This is a genomic window from Chamaesiphon sp. GL140_3_metabinner_50 (genome assembly GCF_025361915.1).
In the GTDB taxonomy this organism is placed as follows: Bacteria; Cyanobacteriota; Cyanobacteriia; order Cyanobacteriales; family Chamaesiphonaceae; genus Chamaesiphon.
Genome location: NZ_JANYJC010000236.1, coordinates 1 through 16,604, shown reverse-complemented (window position 1 = coordinate 16,604; position 16,604 = coordinate 1). Strand labels below are relative to the sequence as shown.

The window sequence follows — 16,604 nt, the reverse complement described above, 5'->3', positions numbered from 1 at the left end:
GAGATGGGAGATGGGGGGACGGGGGGACTGGGGGATGGGGGGACGGGGGACTGGGAGACTGGGGGTTTTACCCTATTACCTACTCTCTATCCCCTATTCCCTATTCCCTATCCCCCATATCATCTCCAACCTCCCATCTCCCATCTCCCATCTCTCTAAAGAGTAACTTACCGCAATAAGCGATCCCTCGTCCCGATTTTGTACTATTGTGTAAAAGGAACTTTAAAATCCTGCTGTCATTCAAAAACTATTAGAAGCTTAATTTTTGGTCATGCAACTTATCGATCGACATCCAGGACAAAGTTGTTAGTGGCAGCAGCCCACACAACTCCTTACCGTCAAACTCGATCTAGCGCAGATACCCTGACACTCTTACCCTCTGCTCAACAGGCACAACTAGTAAAATCTTCATGTTTGGTCTTATCGGTCACCTTACCAGCTTAGAACATGCCCAAGCCGTCGCTAAAGACTTAGGCTTTCCAGAATATGCCGACCAAGGGCTGGACTTCTGGTGCAGTGCGCCACCGCAAACAGTAGACCATATCAAGGTCACGAGTATTACCGGGCAGCAAATTGAAGGTTATTATGTAGAGTCGTGCTTCTTGCCAGAAATGCTGGCAACCCGACGCATTAAAGCCGCGATCCGCAAGATTCTTAATGCGATGGCACACGCGCAAAAGCAAGGCATTCAGATCACCGCCCTCGGTGGATTCTCATCGATTATTTTTGAAGAATTCGACCTCCACCAAAATAAACAAGTTCGGAATATTGAATTAGACTTCGACAGGTTTACCACAGGCAACACTCATACAGCCTACATTATCTGTCGGCAGGTCGAAGAAGGTGCTGCCAAACTCGGCATCGATTTAAAAAAAGCGACTGTCGCCGTAGTGGGTGCGACTGGCGATATTGGTAGTGCCGTCTGTCGGTGGATGGGCAGCCGCGCGCAAATCTCCGATCTACTATTAGTAGCTCGCAACCAAGAACGCCTCCAAAACCTCCAAGCCGAACTAGGATATGGCAAAATCCTCAGCCTAGAAGATGCACTACCCCAAGCAGATATCGTCGTCTGGGTGGCAAGTATGCCCAAGGGTGTCGAAATCGATGCCACCAGTCTCAAGCAGCCTTGTTTGCTGATTGATGGTGGCTATCCCAAAAACTTGGGGACTAAAATTCAAGCTCCCGGCGTATATGTGATGAATGGTGGCATTGTCGAGCATTCCCTCGACATTGATTGGAAAATCATGAACATTGTCAATATGGATGCCCCCGCTCGGCAACTGTTCGCCTGCTTTGCCGAAGCCATGCTGCTAGAGTTTGAAAAGTTACACACCAATTTCTCGTGGGGACGCAATCAAATCACGATCGAGAAAATGGAACAAATCGGTCAAGCCTCCCTCAAGCACGGTTTTCGCCCCCTCTTATCCTTCGTTGGGAGCTAGGGAATTAGGATTTAGGGGAGATGGGAGATGGGAGTTCGGAGTTCGGAGATTTTTGATTGATAATATCCAAGTCGCCCAGATATCCCACACTCCGATCTCTCTTGAAAAGGTGCTCTACTTGCGGCGTTTTTATTCGGGGGAACCCGCGAATAAGAAAACGACAAAACAGCGACTCACCTTTGGACGGGTTCCCCGTCAAAAGAGGTGAGTCAAGACAGGGCAAACCCCTGTTCCCGCACTTTTCGCTCCGATCTCCCAACTCCCATCTCCGATCTCCAAACTCCCATCTCCCCCCACTCCCTTAAACAATGGCTGGCACTGGAAAGAAGCCCTTTTTATTAGAATTTGAAAAACCGTTAGCCCAATTGCAGGAACGGATCGATCGAATTCGCGAACTTGCTGAAGAAAGTAGCGTCGATATCTCCAGTCAGATTTTGCAATTGGAGACTAAATACGTGCAACTGCGCGACGAAATTTTTAGTAGTCTTACGCCAGCTCAACAGCTACAACTGGCTCGTCATCCCCGTCGCCCCAGTACGCTCGACTATATTCAAGCAATTTGCGATGAGTGGATCGAGCTACATGGCGATAGGCGGGGTAAAGACGATCCGGCGTTGATTGGTGGCGTGGGTAAATTAGCCGGAATTCCCGTGGTGCTATTGGGGCATCAAAAGGGACGAGATACCAAGGATAATGTCGCGCGAAATTTTGGGATGGCAGCTCCAGGCGGCTATCGCAAGGCGATGCGGTTGATGGAACATGCCAATCGGTTTGGGATGCCAATCATTAGTTTTATCGACACGCCTGGAGCTTGGGCGGGGTTAGAAGCAGAAGAATTAGGACAAGGTGAAGCGATCGCATATAATCTCCGAGAGATGTTTCGGTTAGAAGTCCCGATTATTTGTACGGTAATTGGTGAAGGTGGCTCTGGTGGCGCATTAGGAATTGGCGTAGCCGATCGATTGATGATGTTTGAACATGCTGTTTATTATGTCGCCAGTCCTGAAGCTTGTGCCTCAATTTTGTGGAAGGATGCCGGGAAAGCTCCACAAGCTGCGGAGGTGCTAAAAATTACGGCCAAGGATCTGAAAAATTTGGGCATTCTCGATCAAATCTTACCAGAACCGATCGGTGGCGCACATGCCGACTCGGTGCGCGCCGCCCAAGTACTTAAAGATGCTATTCTTAAAAATTTACAACAGCTTCAATCGCTTCCCTCAACTGAGCTGCGATCGCTCAGGTATGATAAGTTCCGACAGATGGGAGTATTTATTGAAGGGGATAGGGAGTAGCGAAAAGTGCGGGGACAGGGGTTTCCCCTGTCTTGACTCACCTCTTTTGACGGGGAACCCGTCCAAAGGTGAGTCGCTGTCTTGTCGTTTTCTGATTCGGGGGGAACCCTAGACATAAAAACGCCGCAAGTAAAGCACCTTTTCAAGACAGAGAATATAAATTATTCTCATAATCCTAAGCCTGGAGCCGACTGTCGTTGGCGGAGCCTCTCCTTTGGAGAATCGCCGTTAGCACTTAACATTAAGATCGATGTTATAATAAACTCGTAATAAAATTTTACATATTGCTCGAATCAGAGCAGTTTCCGAGACTAGATGAATCCGAGCGCAACAACTAATCGAACGGCATTAATTACAGGCGCAAGTAGTGGTATTGGCAAAGCCACAGCTCTAGCCTTTGCAAAAGCGGGGATAAATCTAGCATTGGTCGGACGTTCTTCAGATAAATTAGCAGCAGTAGCAAGCTCGGTTACCGATATGGGCGTAACAGCCAAAACGTATGTGGTAGATTTATCTCAAATCGATCGAGTCTCAGCCAAAATTGCCGCCATTGCCGCCGACTTTGACAATTTAGATATTCTGATTAATAATGCTGGGATGGCTTATACCGGATCGATGGGAGATATGCCATTGGCTGATTGGCAACGAGTCATCGACTTAAATTTAACCAGTGTATTCCAGTGCATCCACGGCATTTTACCGTACATGCGCCAACGTCAATCGGGGATAATTGTGAACATCTCTTCGATCGCAAGCAAACAAGTATTTCCCAACTGGGGTGCTTATTCGGTCAGCAAATTCGGGTTGATGGCACTTACCCAAGCCATTGCTGGAGAAGAACGCGCCAATGGCATCCGCGTGAGTGCAGTCTGTCCTGGCTCTGTCAATACGCCGCTCTGGGATACAGATACCGTGCAAGCCGATTTCGATCGATCTGCCATGCTGACCCCCGAAATGGTCGCTCAGGGCATCCTTTATGCCGTGCTTGCTCCTGCTGGTGCAGTCGTTGAGGAATTAGTAATTATGCCGAGCGGCGGAGCCTTATAGTTGTCGATTTTTCGTTCGTAATTCATCTACCAAATCGATTCGATTACCTTTATTTTTTCTATATCTATTCAGACTAAACATGACTATTTCATCTCCTCAAAGCGGTAATTCTACTGGTAAAGATCGACTTGGGAATATTAATCCCAGACCCGATCGCAATACGCTTAACGGCGAGCCAGTCAGAATGCACGATCCGGAAGAAGTCAGCCTCGAAGACATGATGGCATCCGTACGCCAGATTATTTTAGGAGTAGGTGAAGATCCAGAACGAGAAGGATTACTCAAGACTCCTAAACGGGTAGCAGAATCGATGCGATTTCTGACTAGTGGCTACAATCAATCGTTAGATGACATCATCAATGGGGCGATTTTTGACGAAGGTCACAATGAGATGGTCTTAGTTCGCGATATTAACTTTTTTAGCATGTGCGAACATCACATGTTGCCGTTTATGGGTCGCGCTCACGTTGCCTACATCCCCAACCAAAAAGTAGTCGGCTTGAGCAAACTCGCTCGGATTGTCGATATGTATTCCCGCCGGATGCAAGTTCAAGAACGACTCACCCGTCAAATTGCCGAAGCACTCCAAGAGGTCTTAGAACCCAGAGGTGTGGCGGTAGTTATGGAAGCCAGTCACATGTGCATGGTCATGCGCGGTGTCCAAAAACCCGGTGCTTGGACGGTGACTAGTGCCATGTTAGGTGCATTCCAAGAAGACCAGCGCACGCGCGAAGAGTTTCTCAATCTCATTCGCCATCAACCTGCTTTTATGTAAGAGATGGGAGATGGGAGATGGGAGTTCGGAGCTGGGAGATGGGAGTTCGGATCTGGGAGCTGGTTGCTTAACTTTCTTCCAAATTGTAATTCTCAACTCTGCCGCCTACCACATTTACCTGCCAAACCTAAAAATTGCTGTATTTGCTGGTTATCTCCCATCTCCCAGCTCCGAACTCCCATCTCCTTTCCTCTTCCGGCATCGATCGGAACAATACTTGACTTCATCCCAACAATCTTCCCATTTCTTGCGCCAAGTAAAAGGACGTTGACAAACCGGACAGACTTTAGTGGGTAGATCGGATTTCAATCGATTTTTTGGCATTTTATTTTAATTATCGCTCGATAAATGTACCGTGAGTAAACCGCTCGATCGAATTCGGATTGTCTTAGTAGAGCCAGCGGGTGCCCTAAACATCGGCTCGATCTCGCGAGTGATGAAAAATATGGGATTGACACAGCTAGTAATTGTCAATCCACGGTGCGAAGTATTAGGCGAAGAAGCCACTAGAATGGCAGTCCACGCGATCGATCTCTTAGAGGCGGCTACAATCGTCCCAGACTTGCCAACTGCTCTACAAGGCTGTACGCGGGTAATTGCAACTACCGCCAGAGACAGGGCAATTCCGACGGCACTGGAGACACCCAGACAGGCTCTACCCTGGCTGGTAGAGAGTTCGGAGCCAACTGCCCTATTATTTGGGCGCGAAGATACTGGTTTGACTAATACTGAATTAAATTATGCCACACGTTATATTCGGATTCCAGTTGGCTCTGAGTATAGTTCGCTCAATTTAGCGCAAGCAGTCGGCGTTTGTGCTTATGAATTGCAGATGTGTGCGAGTAATATTGAGGATAATTCATCAGTCGTCCAAAGTATGCCCGTGCGATCGGATGTCGCACCTGTAGAATTGGTGGAAGGCTATTATCAGCAATTAGAAACGTTATTGCTAGATGTCGGCTATCTATTTCCTCATACAGCTCCACACCGGATGGAAAAGCTCCGCCGTCTGTACAATCGCAGCCAGCTTTCACCAAATGAGGTGGCTTTATTACGCGGAATTTTGAGTCAGTTTCGCTGGGCATTAGATCCAGCTAAACTCGATCTTATCGCTCGATCTGAGCAATAGATCTCTTTTCAAGATTTTCCTATCCCCTATTCCCTAATATTAATGAGATTCGGGTAAAGCTAATTCAGCAACATGTGTTGCTTGAACATGGGCTACCACAAAAGGTAAATGTGCCCCAGTCAATCCTTTAGCAATCTGTTCGGATGTTTGAGGGTGTAAAACAAATAAGGGATAAAGATGCTCGGCACTTTCACTAATAATATGCCGATAATATTGCGGCATCACCCATTCATAATCGTGGTCTAATAATACTTGGGTCTGTCGCCACCGCGTTAGTAGATCGGAAAAATCTTCTTCGGGACGATGGATAAAGATAATAATTTCGCCACCCATTTTAATTTTCCACTCAGGATCGCACATTAAATAAGCAAGATCGCAGGGAAGTAAGATAGTTTTAGAAGTGGTCGTATTTGGCGAAAACTGGTTGAGTTGCGCGATGGCAACTTTTCGCAGTTTAACGATGGGTAAAGGCATGGTAATCAAACTTTCTTCCGATCGTCTGATGCTCGGAATCATTTCGAGATACGGACGATATTGCTTCAGTAATTCTACTGCTTCAATATGATTGCTGTATTTGGCTAAAAGCTGTTCGTAATCTGATTTGTAAGTAGACATATTAGATCGGTTGACAGTTGACAGTCGAGCTTTTCCTACATATCGCGGATATTTAAGTAGCTGGGCTTAATTAAATATAAGATATAGCAGTTGCCATATCGGTTAGGACACAAACCCGACTTTTCCAAAAAGTCGGGTTTGTAACAGCACTAGTTTTACTATCCTAATCTCCCTGGCGGTTGCTATATTGCGTAGGGTGGGCACTGCCCAACATCTATGTTTCATGTGATTTAGATCTGATAAATATTTGCGCCTAGCCACTTATCTGGGTAAAGAAATGAAATTTAGCTCTCTACCCAGATAAGTGGCTACTAGTTAATACAGTAAACTGCGATCGCAATCTTAGCCGAGTTTCTCGAATACTTTAAACATCGGTAGATACATCGACAGTAGAATTACCGCAACCATCCCGGCGAGGAATACCATCATAATTGGTTCCAGAACGCTGGTGAGAGCCTTAACAGCCTGCTCGACTTCATCTTCATAGAAGTCAGCAACCTTCATCATCATCGAATCTAATTCCCCAGTTTCTTCACCGATACTAATCATTTGGATTGCTAACGATGGGAAAACTTTTTCTCGTTGGAGGGCATTACTTAACATCCCACCTTGTTGGACTTCGATTTTAGATTTCTCGATCGCATTAGAAATAACCTGATTCCCAGCAGTATCGCGAACGATATCGAGGGAGTTTAAAATTGGTACGCCCGATCGAGTTAATGTACCAAAAATTCGGCAGAATCTAGCAGTAGCAGACTTTTCATTTAAGTCGCCCAAGATTGGCATTTTTAAGAAAAACCGATCCATTGTGAGTTTACCGATCGGGGTTTTGTAATATTGATTATAAGCAAAAATCAAGCCAGCAACTACCGAGATCGGAATAATTACCATCCAACTAGTTAAAATGCCGCTGATTCCTAACATAAACAAGGTTAAGGCGGGTAATTCCGTTCCCAAACCTTTGAAAATACCCGCAAATACGGGAATCAAGAAAATTGTCATCCCTAAGAAAACAATCAGTGCCAAAATTCCTACTGCAACGGGATACGCCATCGCCCCTTTGACTTGGTTCTTGAGCCGTGACATGTCTTCTAGTACTTTTGCCAGCCGATTGAGAACTTCATCGAGTACCCCACCCACTTCTCCAGCTTGCACCATGCTCACATAAAGATTGTCAAAACATTCGGGGTGTCGGCGCATCGCATCGGAAAGGTTAATCCCCTGTTGGACATCGATACTAACTTGGGCGAGTACTTTGCGGAGCTTGGGATTACCGCATTGTTCGGATAGCACTGTCAAACATCTCACCATTGCCACACCCGCATTCACCATTGCCGCAAATTGACGAGAAAATACCGCTTTATCGCGAACCGTCACCGGGTTCATGGCTGCTTCAAGATCGCTCAGATCGATCTTAGTAATATCAAAAGATCTAGTTGGTCGAATATTTTGAATGAATTGATATTTCTTCTTGAGTTTTGTCCGTGCCGACTCTACAGTTTGAGCCTCAACTTTTTCTTGTTTGACATTCCCTTGGGCATCACGGACTTCAGCTATAAAAGTTGGCATAAATTTAGGAAATTAGTGAATAGTGAATAGTGGATGGTGGATAGTAGCTGATAAATGGCAGATAGTGGCTGATGAAATAAAAAATAAAGAATATTGACTATTCACTATTCACTATTCACAATCCACTATCCACTACTTACCGTCCATTCGTCGCCATCATTGGTGTCGCTCCAATCAGGCGTTGGAGTTCGTCGGGTCGAGATGACTTAGAAACACCAACTTCAAAAGAAATCGTGCCTTCGCGAATGTGCTTGGCGAGGATCGATTCCATCGTATTCATGCCTAATTTAGCTCCGGTTTGAATCGCACTATAAATTTGAGCGGTTTTACCTTCGCGAATTAGGTTAGAAATAGCTGGCGTGACGATCATGATTTCTTGAACCAGTACTCGTCCGTATTCACCCGGTTTGGGTTTTTTCTTTTGCACCAAAGCTTGACTGAAAACAGCCACCAGCGAGTTAGATAATTGCGCGCGAATTTGGGGCTGTTGTTCGGGTGGAAATACATCCAACATCCGATCGATCGTCTGAGCGGCAGAACTGGTGTGCAATGTACCCATCACTAAGTGACCCGTTTCGGCAGCACTAATCGCCAAACTAATCGTTTCTAAGTCCCGCAATTCTCCGACTAGAATCACGTCTGGGTCTTCTCGTAAGGCGGCTCTAAGTGCGTTCGAGAAGCTTTTGGTATCTTCACCTTTTTGACGCTGGTGGATCAGGCTTTTGACGTTAGGGAACACATACTCGACCGGATCTTCGATCGTTAAAATATGTTCGGCACGAGTGCGGTTGATCAGGTCGATCATTGCCGCCATCGTGGTGGTTTTACCAGATCCAGTCGGCCCAGTGACCAGAATTAATCCACGCGGACGACCGCTCATTTCTCTCACAATTTCGGGTAATCCCATCTGCTCGAAGTTAGGAATTTTAGAAGATAACGCCCGCAAACAAGCCGCATAACAACCGCGTTCTTTGTAAACATTGACCCGAAACCGCGCCAATCCTTTAACGCCATAAGAACAGTCGATTTCCCAGGTTTGTTCGAGTTCTTTGCGCTGAGTATTATTGAGCATACTAAAAATCAGCTTCTGACACTCTTGGGGAGTGAGCGGTTCTTCACCCACTGGTGCGAGTTTGCCGCTAACGCGGAAATAAACTGGCGCACCTGCTTGAATGTGCATATCAGAACCACCCATTTCGACGAGTCGTTCCATCAAATCTTCGATCGCTATTTCAGACATAAATTAGTGGATAGTGAATAGTGGATAGTGGATAGGAGAGATGGGAGTTGGGAGATGGGAGTTGGGAGAAAAAAGGAGCGGCTGTGCCGCAGAAGGGAATCGGAAAGTAAGTTTCTACGTCTTTATCTTCCATCTCCCATCTCCCCGCTCCCATCTCCTAATCACTAAATCTCGGTGTCATACAATAAGGACAATCCAACCACTCCGGTTTGAGTTCGGCGGAGCAAGTCCGACAGACTAGAGTGGTTTTGCGTTTGGCTTTAATTTCTGCTTCCAAACCAGAGTCGGTAAAGGTAACACGTTCTACTTCAGATAGAGTAGTTAGACCTTCTTGAACCATTTGGAGGCTGTATGCCAGTAGCGTCTTCATCCCTTGTTGAACTGCGGTTTCCTTGATCAGAGCGGTAGAAGCGCGTTGATTGATCAGCGTCGCTAGCTCCTCGGTGACTTGCATGACTTCGTAAACCCCAACTCGACCGCGATAGCCGATGCCGTTGCAGTTTTTACACAGAGTTCCAGCCGCTTTGGCAGTTTCGATGCCATCGGTGCTGAGTTCGTTAGCCTTGTAGAAGGTGATAACAGAATCGCCAGCCGCAGATAAACCAAATCGACCGAGTTCTTCACGGGTGGGGGTATATCCGATGCGACACTCAACACAAGCTTTCCGTAATAGCCGTTGAGCGACCACCCCAATCAGTGCCGCCGAAACCATGAATGGTTCGACACCCATCTCATCTAGCCGCGCGATCGACCCTGCCGCGTCGTTGGTGTGTAGGGTAGTCATGACCATGTGACCAGTTAAAGCCGCCTCCATCGAGGTTTTAGCCGTCTCCTGGTCGCGGGTTTCTCCTACCAAGATGATGTCGGGATCTTGCCGCATAAAGGCGCGCAAAATCGAGGCAAAGTTCATCCCTTTTTCGCGAATTACCTGCACCTGGTTGATGCCGGGGAGGGCGTATTCGATCGGGTCTTCTGCCGTACTAATATTGACTCCAGGGTCGTTACGCTCGGCGAGTAGTGAGTATAACGTGGTCGATTTACCAGAACCCGTCGGCCCAGTTACCAAAATCAAGCCAAACGGACGACTCCCCATTTCGCGGACGATTTCGAGGGTCGGTAAATCGCTAATTAATTTATCTAAACCCAATTGCGTCGAAGAGTTATCTAAAATCCGCATACAGACTTTCTCCCCATAGCGGCTGGGTAGAGTACTCATCCGGAAGTCTACTTTGCGCCCTTCAAATGTTCGGCGAATCCGACCATCTTGAGGTAACCGCCGCTCGGCGATATCTAATTCGGCGATAATTTTAAATCGAGAGATAACTGCCGGAATAATATGTTTGGGCAAAATGGGGAACGCCTGACGCAAGACTCCATCTTTACGGAATCTCACCCTCAAGCCTTCTTCCTGCGGTTCGATGTGAATATCCGAAACTTTTTCGAGCAAACCTTTTGCCATAATTTGGTTGACTAACTTGACAACTGGCGCGGCTTCTGCTCCAGCCACGTCAATTTCATCATTAAGTTCGCTTTCGGCATTTCCTAACTCTGGCGCATCGAAATTATCAATTTCGACACTAAGATTTTTCTGAGAATTATTAGCTTCATCCTGTTGCAGCCGCTCGTCCAAATAGCCATCGAGCAGCTTTTGATAATCTTCAGGCGCAATTACTTCACTCCGCCAAGCAATTCCATGCGGACGCAGAATTTTATCGAGATCGTTTTTGGCTTGAAGATCGTCGGGTTTGATCATCGCCACCGTCAGGATTGGCGGATCGCCGTCTATTCTGCCGATCGGTAAGAGTTTCAGTTGCCGACAACTATCGGCAGAGATAAACGAATCGATCAATGCGCGAACTTGAACTTTGTCAATTTGAGCAGAGCTAATATCGACCGCATTCAAACCATAGACAATTTTGAGTTCAAATAACTGCTGTTTTTTATATTGCTGCTGCAACTCCGCAGGCAAAGATTTACCCGTCAGGGATTCCAACACCTCCGTTAAGGGGTGGTTGTTGGTACGACTGTCAACTAGTGCTTGCTTGAGCTGTTCCGCATTGACATAACCCGATTGGATCAGCTTATTACCGAAAGGAGAAAAGTCGTTGCGGACGATTAATGCCCGTTTGGCGGATGAAGATTGAGTCATAGCGGCTGTTGATTACCCAAAGGAGAAAAATCATTGCGGACGAATGGTGCCCGTTTAGTAGCTAAATATTGAGTCATGGCGGACGGTTGCGACTCTGGATCGATGCAGATTGAGTCATCGCTACTGTGGTTAGCTCCCTCGCTTACAGTATGCCCACAGTTCGACTGAATGTATTCATTTGTGCCAAATCGATTCGATCTGCTGCCGATTTAGCCATGCCGATCTCGTTATTACTGACTCCTTCTGCCAAAGATGATGTTTTGGGTGTCTAAGTTGGGCACTATAAAGTGAGACCATTTGAATTTGGTTGATAGTTCTGCTATGCAGACGCTACTAGTGACCGATCGCTACCCTAGTTCTACTCACAGAAGCGTTGATATTGCCGATTTTCAACTATCGACTCGTTGGCTCATCTCAGCCGATGTCTAAAAATTACGCGATCGACCCGAATCAGATTTATACTCAAAAGGCAGATTCACTGAATTAGCCTCAATTACAGATCTATATTTAAGGTATGTATTTAAGAATTAATCATTGGCTTGCACACGATCGATCGAGCTTTAGTCTCTATCCGAGAATCTCAGATCGAAATTGCCTAGCAGTCTGTTAATAGAGAATGAATGAATGATGAGTGAAACCCCACAACAGCCAAGTAATCCAGGTGATGAGACTAACCCCTCACAATTGCCATTGGTAATCGAATCTCCACATCCCGCTGCGGAAACGGGAGGCTCGAAACCGCTCGATCCTACAACCGTTCCTACCCCAGATCCGGTAGTTGAAGAGGTTGCCACAAATGTTGAAGCAGCTACCACCCCACCCCAAATGCCGCAAGTCAATGTCGAACCAGAAACTGCGCCGACTTCTCAATCCGAACTTCAGGTATTGACGGCAAAGTTAACCGAAATCTCCAATCAAAGAGATGCTTTTCAAAGCCAATATCTGAGAATTGCTGCTGATTTTGATAACTTCCGCAAGCGCAGCAGCAAAGAGAAAGAAGAAACCGAATTCCGCACCAAACGCGCCACCATTATGGAGCTATTGAGTGTCGTCGATAACTTCGAGCGCGCGCGCACTCAAATCAAACCTCAAAATGATGGCGAATTGGGCATTCATAAAAGCTATCAAGGCGTATACAAGCAGTTAGTCGAAAGTCTCAAACGTCTGGGGGTATCACCCATGCGTCCCGAAGGACAACAATTCGATCCTAATCTGCACGAAGCCGTGATGCGTCAGCCGACGGAAGAACATCCCGAAGGCACCGTCATGGAGGAACTGCAACGCGGCTATTATCTGGGAGAGCAAATTCTCCGCCACTCTTTGGTAAAAGTTGCTGCACCACCCGAACAGTTATCTACCGCCGATGCAACTGGCTTCGATACCGATAATTAAATCGATAATTCCCCCGCCGCTGGGTTGCTGGAGCGTCGATCCTTTATCTCGTTGGCGTAGCCTCTCCTGAGAGAATCGATCCTCTAGCCACAGCGACACCCCCCGTTTTCCCATCCTTTAAAAATATTGCCTCAATTTTATGGCAAAAGTCATCGGCATCGACCTCGGTACTACCAATAGCTGCGTTTCTGTCTTAGAAGGCGGCATCCCAGTCGTCATTTCTAATGCTGAAGGCGGACGTACCACCCCCAGTATCATTGGATTTGCCAAAGGTGGCGAACAACTTGTCGGGCAACTTGCCAAAAGACAAGGTGTAACTAATGCGGAAAATACCGTTTATAGTATCAAACGCTTTATCGGTAGGCGGTGGGAAGACACCGAAACCGAGCGCAATCGCGTTCCTTACAACTGTATTAAGGGTCGTGATAATACGGTAGATGTCCAAATCCGAGGTCGGACTTACACGCCGCAAGAAGTATCGGCGATGATCTTGCAAAAGCTCAAAAAAGATGCCCAAAATTTCTTAGGGCAACCGATCGAGCAAGTAGTGATTACCGTTCCGGCTTACTTTACTGATGCCCAACGCCAAGCTACTAAAGATGCTGGCACGATCGCCGGACTAGAAGTATTACGCATTATCAACGAGCCGACAGCCGCAGCTCTGGCTTATGGATTGGATAAAGCCGATACCGAGCAAAAAATTATGGTGGTGGATCTCGGCGGGGGTACCTTCGATGTGTCGATCCTCCAATTGGGTAATGGCATTTATGAAGTCAAAGCGACATCTGGTAACAACCATTTAGGCGGCGATGACTTTGATAATGAAATCGTCCGCTGGATGATCAAACATTTCCGCACCACCGAAAATATCGATCTGCTCAAAGATAAAATGGCTCTCCAACGGTTGCGCGAAGCTGCTGAAAAAGCCAAAGTCGAACTCTCAACCATGATGAGTACCTCGATCAACCTCCCCTTCATCGCCGCTGACGCTCAAGGCCCCAAGCACATGGAGATCGAGCTAACGCGGACTAAATTTGAAGAAATGGTCGCACCGCTAATCGAGTCTACCCTCGAACCAGTCCAACGCGCCCTTAAAGATGCCGATCTGCAAACCAAAGATATCGATCGGATTTTACTAGTCGGCGGTTCGACCCGAATTCCGGCAGTTCAACGCGCCATTCAAAACTTTTTTGGCGGTAAAGAACTCGATCGATCGGTCAATCCCGATGAAGCTGTAGCGATGGGAGCCGCAGTCCAAGCGGGGGTCGTCGGTGGCGATGTCAAAGATGTCCTGTTACTCGATGTCACGCCGCTTTCACTCGGCATTGAAACCCTCGGCGAAGTCTTTACCAAAATCATCGAACGCAATACCACTATTCCCACCAGTAAAGGGCAAGAATTTTCAACCGCCACCGACGGTCAAACTTCCGTGGAAATCCACGTCCTCCAAGGCGAGCGGGCAATGGCAAAAGATAATAAGAGTCTGGGTAGATTTCTGCTCACAGGCATCCCCCCCGCGCCCCGTGGGGTACCCAAAATTGAAGTTTCCTTCGATATCGATGTTAACGGTATTCTCAAGGTTGCCGCCCAAGATCGCGGGACTGGACGCGAACAAACCGTCTCGATTACCAATACGGGCGGACTCAACAATGTCGATATCGATCGGATGCGGAAAGAAGCCGAAACTTACGCTCAAGATGACTGGCGCAGATTGCAACTGGTGGAACTCAGAAACCAAGCTGATGCTCTGTTTAACACCTACGATATCACCCTCAAAGAGCACGGTCATCTAATCGACGACAGGCTTAGAGTCCAAGCCGAAACTACGGCTAAAGAGCTGCAAATGCTGTTGCTCGAACCATCGGCTAATTTAGAAAACGTCCAACTAGCGATCGATAAACTCCAGCAAGAGATCTTTGCAATGGGTACGGCTGTTTACCAAAAAGGTACCATGCCTAGTAATAGCTCTAACGCCGATCGAACCGACAATTCGACCGATCGACCCAAACGACACGCACCGTTAAGTAGAGCCGCCGCACCACCCCCACCACCCCCACCACCAGCCAAAAAGGTATCTAGCACTCTCACATTAGACTATGATGATGAAACAGCAACTACCGACTATGAAGTAGTGGAATAGTCCGTCGGGGAAAGGAAACTAGACACAACGGAAATTACGGTTAATACTCCATCGAATAGTTCTGATTCCTTTACAATAGAAGTCGATCGACGCGATCGATTTTCGATAGTAGCCCCGATTCTGCTTCCTACCACTCCTTGTAAGATAAAACTTCTGTATGGCACGCGACTATTACGAAATCCTTGGCACATCTAGAGATGCCGACCAGGAAGAAATTAAACGCGCCTATCGTAGACTGGCGCGGAAATATCACCCAGATGTTAACAAAGAGCCTGGGGCAGAAGATACTTTTAAAGAAATCAATCGTGCCAACGAAGTCCTCTCCGAACCCGAACTCCGCGCTCGTTACGATCGCTTTGGGGAAGCTGGCGTATCTTCGGGTGGTGGCGCAGCTCCCGGCTATGGCGACATGGGCGATATGGGTGGCTTTGCCGCAGATATTTTCGATGCCTTCTTTAACGGCGGCTTTGGTGGTGGTGCAGCCGGACAGCAACAAGCCGCACGTCGTCGCAACGGCCCAGCCAGAGGTGAAGATCTCCGCCTCGACCTCAAACTAGAATTTCAAGAAGCAATTTTTGGTGGCGAGAAAGAGATTCGCATTCCCCACCTCGAATCTTGCACGACCTGTAAAAGCACTGGGGCTAAACCCGGCTCTCAACCCCAAACCTGTAGCACCTGCGGCGGTGCCGGACAAGTTCGCCGCAATACCCGCACGCCGTTTGGTAACTTTACCCAAGTTTCTGTCTGCCCGACCTGTAATGGCGACGGTCAGGTTATTGAAGACAAATGTGAAGCTTGTAATGGTGCCGGACGCAAACAAGAAACTAAAAAACTCAAAATCTCGATTCCTAAAGGGGTTGACAACGGCACCAAACTACGCATTGGCAAAGAAGGCGATGCTGGCTTGCGCGGGGGGCCACCAGGCGACCTGTACGTCTATCTCCACGTCGAAGAAGATGCTAAATTCCGCCGTGAGGGCATTAATATCCTCTCTCAAGTCAAAGTCAGTTATCTCCAAGCAATTTTGGGCAGCCACATCCAAATCGATACCGTCGATGGCCCCACAGAGTTGAATATTCCCGCAGGTATTCAACCCAATACCGTCCTCAAACTCGAACAAAAAGGCGTACCCCGTCTAGGTAACGAAGTCAGTCGCGGCGACCATCTGCTGACAATCCAAATCGATATCCCCGCCAAAGTCAGTCAAGAAGAACGCGACCTCCTGGAAAAACTCGCCAAAATTCGTGGCGATCGGGTCGGGAAAGGTGGTATTGGTAGTATCTTTGGTAATGTCTTTAAATGAGATGGGAGTTCGGAGATGGGAGATGGGAGATAGGAGTTCAGAGTAGATAATTAATTCACAACTTTATCCAAACTTCCTGACTTTACAAATTCACCGCCTCTCACCTCCCATCTCCATTGACGTGATAAATTCATCATCTCCCATCTCCGAACTCCAACCTCCCATCTCCATATGATTCAACTAGACTTACGCGGAACGCCTTGTCCGATTAACTTTGTGCGTACAAAAATGAAGCTCGAACAGATGGACGCTGGAGAACTGTTAGAAGTATGGCTCGATGCTGGCGAACCGATCGAGCAAGTACCCGATAGTCTTAAAATGGCTGGTTATACGGTCGATCGAATTATTCAGGATGAAGACTTTTTTAAGCTCCAAGTACGTAGTGAAGCAGCTTCAGTTTCTTCTGGCTCCTGAGGCTACTTCTCCTGATGTAGACGCTACGCTACGACTACACGAAACTCGCAAGTACGCCAACGGGATAAGGATTTCCGATCTATGATTCCTGGCTTCG

At 47.3% G+C, this 16,604-nt stretch carries 14 protein-coding genes and 1 pseudogene; 10 read left to right on the top strand and 5 right to left on the bottom strand.

What is annotated here, in order from left to right:
* The first annotated feature begins 410 nt into the window (after positions 1–410).
* The 4 genes from Q0R35_RS11710 to folE all read left to right on the top strand — a co-directional run bounded on the left by Q0R35_RS11710 (position 411) and on the right by folE (position 4,556).
* Positions 411–1,442: a long-chain acyl-[acyl-carrier-protein] reductase gene (locus Q0R35_RS11710; protein ID WP_295618020.1), complete on the top strand. Its 1,032-nt coding sequence runs from the start codon at positions 411–413 to the stop codon at positions 1,440–1,442.
* 308 nt (positions 1,443–1,750) lie between these two features.
* A complete protein-coding gene (locus Q0R35_RS11705; RefSeq protein WP_295618017.1) occupies positions 1,751–2,734 on the top strand; it encodes an acetyl-CoA carboxylase carboxyltransferase subunit alpha in 984 nt (327 codons plus the stop codon).
* Positions 2,735–3,049: 315 nt separating this feature from the next.
* On the top strand, positions 3,050–3,781 hold the full coding sequence (locus Q0R35_RS11700) for an SDR family oxidoreductase (RefSeq protein WP_295618015.1): 732 nt from the start codon (positions 3,050–3,052) through the stop codon (positions 3,779–3,781).
* A gap of 79 nt (positions 3,782–3,860) precedes the next feature.
* Positions 3,861–4,556, top strand: coding sequence for a GTP cyclohydrolase I FolE (gene folE, locus Q0R35_RS11695; RefSeq protein WP_295618012.1), 696 nt, complete (start codon positions 3,861–3,863; stop codon positions 4,554–4,556).
* A 150-nt stretch (positions 4,557–4,706) separates the two neighbouring features.
* Here folE and Q0R35_RS11690 read toward each other — a convergent pair whose 3' ends face one another.
* On the bottom strand, positions 4,707–4,880 hold the full coding sequence (locus tag Q0R35_RS11690; RefSeq protein WP_295618009.1) for a DUF2256 domain-containing protein: 174 nt from the start codon (positions 4,878–4,880) through the stop codon (positions 4,707–4,709).
* A gap of 31 nt (positions 4,881–4,911) precedes the next feature.
* Between Q0R35_RS11690 and Q0R35_RS11685 the strand changes: the two genes are divergently transcribed.
* Positions 4,912–5,685 (top strand): RNA methyltransferase, encoded by a 774-nt coding sequence (locus tag Q0R35_RS11685; RefSeq protein WP_295618006.1) that lies wholly within the window; start codon positions 4,912–4,914, stop codon positions 5,683–5,685.
* A gap of 39 nt (positions 5,686–5,724) precedes the next feature.
* On the opposite strand, the gene Q0R35_RS11680 is transcribed toward Q0R35_RS11685, so the two are convergent.
* The 4 genes from Q0R35_RS11680 to Q0R35_RS11665 form a co-directional block, all read right to left on the bottom strand.
* Positions 5,725–6,300, bottom strand: a complete 576-nt coding sequence (locus tag Q0R35_RS11680) for a hypothetical protein (protein ID WP_295618003.1) — start codon at positions 6,298–6,300, stop codon at positions 5,725–5,727.
* A 342-nt stretch (positions 6,301–6,642) separates the two neighbouring features.
* On the bottom strand, positions 6,643–7,869 hold the full coding sequence (locus Q0R35_RS11675) for a type II secretion system F family protein (RefSeq protein WP_295618000.1): 1,227 nt from the start codon (positions 7,867–7,869) through the stop codon (positions 6,643–6,645).
* 136 nt (positions 7,870–8,005) lie between these two features.
* On the bottom strand, positions 8,006–9,109 hold the full coding sequence (locus tag Q0R35_RS11670) for a type IV pilus twitching motility protein PilT (RefSeq protein WP_295617997.1): 1,104 nt from the start codon (positions 9,107–9,109) through the stop codon (positions 8,006–8,008).
* A 157-nt stretch (positions 9,110–9,266) separates the two neighbouring features.
* Positions 9,267–11,258, bottom strand: coding sequence for a GspE/PulE family protein (locus tag Q0R35_RS11665; protein WP_295617995.1), 1,992 nt, complete (start codon positions 11,256–11,258; stop codon positions 9,267–9,269).
* 149 nt (positions 11,259–11,407) lie between these two features.
* On the opposite strand from Q0R35_RS11665, the gene Q0R35_RS11660 reads away from it, so the two are divergent.
* The 5 genes and pseudogenes from Q0R35_RS11660 to Q0R35_RS11640 all read left to right on the top strand — a co-directional run bounded on the left by Q0R35_RS11660 (position 11,408) and on the right by Q0R35_RS11640 (position 16,507).
* Positions 11,408–11,530 carry a hypothetical protein gene (locus tag Q0R35_RS11660; protein ID WP_295617992.1) on the top strand — a complete coding sequence of 41 codons (123 nt, stop codon included), beginning with the start codon at positions 11,408–11,410 and terminating at the stop codon, positions 11,528–11,530.
* Between the two features lie 511 nt (positions 11,531–12,041).
* Positions 12,042–12,650: pseudogene (gene grpE, locus Q0R35_RS11655) on the top strand (nucleotide exchange factor GrpE); the annotation flags it as partial.
* 139 nt (positions 12,651–12,789) lie between these two features.
* Entirely contained in the window at positions 12,790–14,790 is a 2,001-nt protein-coding gene (dnaK, locus tag Q0R35_RS11650; protein WP_295617989.1) for a molecular chaperone DnaK, read from the top strand.
* Positions 14,791–14,947: 157 nt separating this feature from the next.
* The gene (gene dnaJ, locus Q0R35_RS11645; RefSeq protein ID WP_295617986.1) at positions 14,948–16,093 is read left to right on the top strand and encodes a molecular chaperone DnaJ; all 1,146 of its coding nucleotides are present in this window, start codon (positions 14,948–14,950) and stop codon (positions 16,091–16,093) included.
* A 171-nt stretch (positions 16,094–16,264) separates the two neighbouring features.
* Entirely contained in the window at positions 16,265–16,507 is a 243-nt protein-coding gene (locus tag Q0R35_RS11640) for a sulfurtransferase TusA family protein (protein WP_295617982.1), read from the top strand.
* Positions 16,508–16,604 lie beyond the last annotated feature (97 nt).

Excerpts from the sequence above, each read along its gene's own strand:
- Q0R35_RS11710 (WP_295618020.1), top strand. The coding sequence starts at position 411 with ATGTTTGGTCTTATCGGTCACCTTACCAGCTTAGAACATGCCCAAGCC.
- Q0R35_RS11705 (WP_295618017.1), top strand. The coding sequence starts at position 1,751 with ATGGCTGGCACTGGAAAGAAGCCCTTTTTATTAGAATTTGAAAAACCG.
- Q0R35_RS11700 (WP_295618015.1), top strand. The coding sequence starts at position 3,050 with ATGAATCCGAGCGCAACAACTAATCGAACGGCATTAATTACAGGCGCA.
- folE (WP_295618012.1), top strand. The coding sequence starts at position 3,861 with ATGACTATTTCATCTCCTCAAAGCGGTAATTCTACTGGTAAAGATCGA.
- Q0R35_RS11690 (WP_295618009.1), bottom strand. The coding sequence starts at position 4,880 with ATGCCAAAAAATCGATTGAAATCCGATCTACCCACTAAAGTCTGTCCG.
- Q0R35_RS11680 (WP_295618003.1), bottom strand. The coding sequence starts at position 6,300 with ATGTCTACTTACAAATCAGATTACGAACAGCTTTTAGCCAAATACAGC.
- Q0R35_RS11675 (WP_295618000.1), bottom strand. The coding sequence starts at position 7,869 with ATGCCAACTTTTATAGCTGAAGTCCGTGATGCCCAAGGGAATGTCAAA.
- Q0R35_RS11670 (WP_295617997.1), bottom strand. The coding sequence starts at position 9,109 with ATGTCTGAAATAGCGATCGAAGATTTGATGGAACGACTCGTCGAAATG.
- Q0R35_RS11665 (WP_295617995.1), bottom strand. The coding sequence starts at position 11,258 with ATGACTCAATCTTCATCCGCCAAACGGGCATTAATCGTCCGCAACGAC.
- Q0R35_RS11660 (WP_295617992.1), top strand. The coding sequence starts at position 11,408 with ATGCCCACAGTTCGACTGAATGTATTCATTTGTGCCAAATCGATTCGA.
- dnaK (WP_295617989.1), top strand. The coding sequence starts at position 12,790 with ATGGCAAAAGTCATCGGCATCGACCTCGGTACTACCAATAGCTGCGTT.
- dnaJ (WP_295617986.1), top strand. The coding sequence starts at position 14,948 with ATGGCACGCGACTATTACGAAATCCTTGGCACATCTAGAGATGCCGAC.
- Q0R35_RS11640 (WP_295617982.1), top strand. The coding sequence starts at position 16,265 with ATGATTCAACTAGACTTACGCGGAACGCCTTGTCCGATTAACTTTGTG.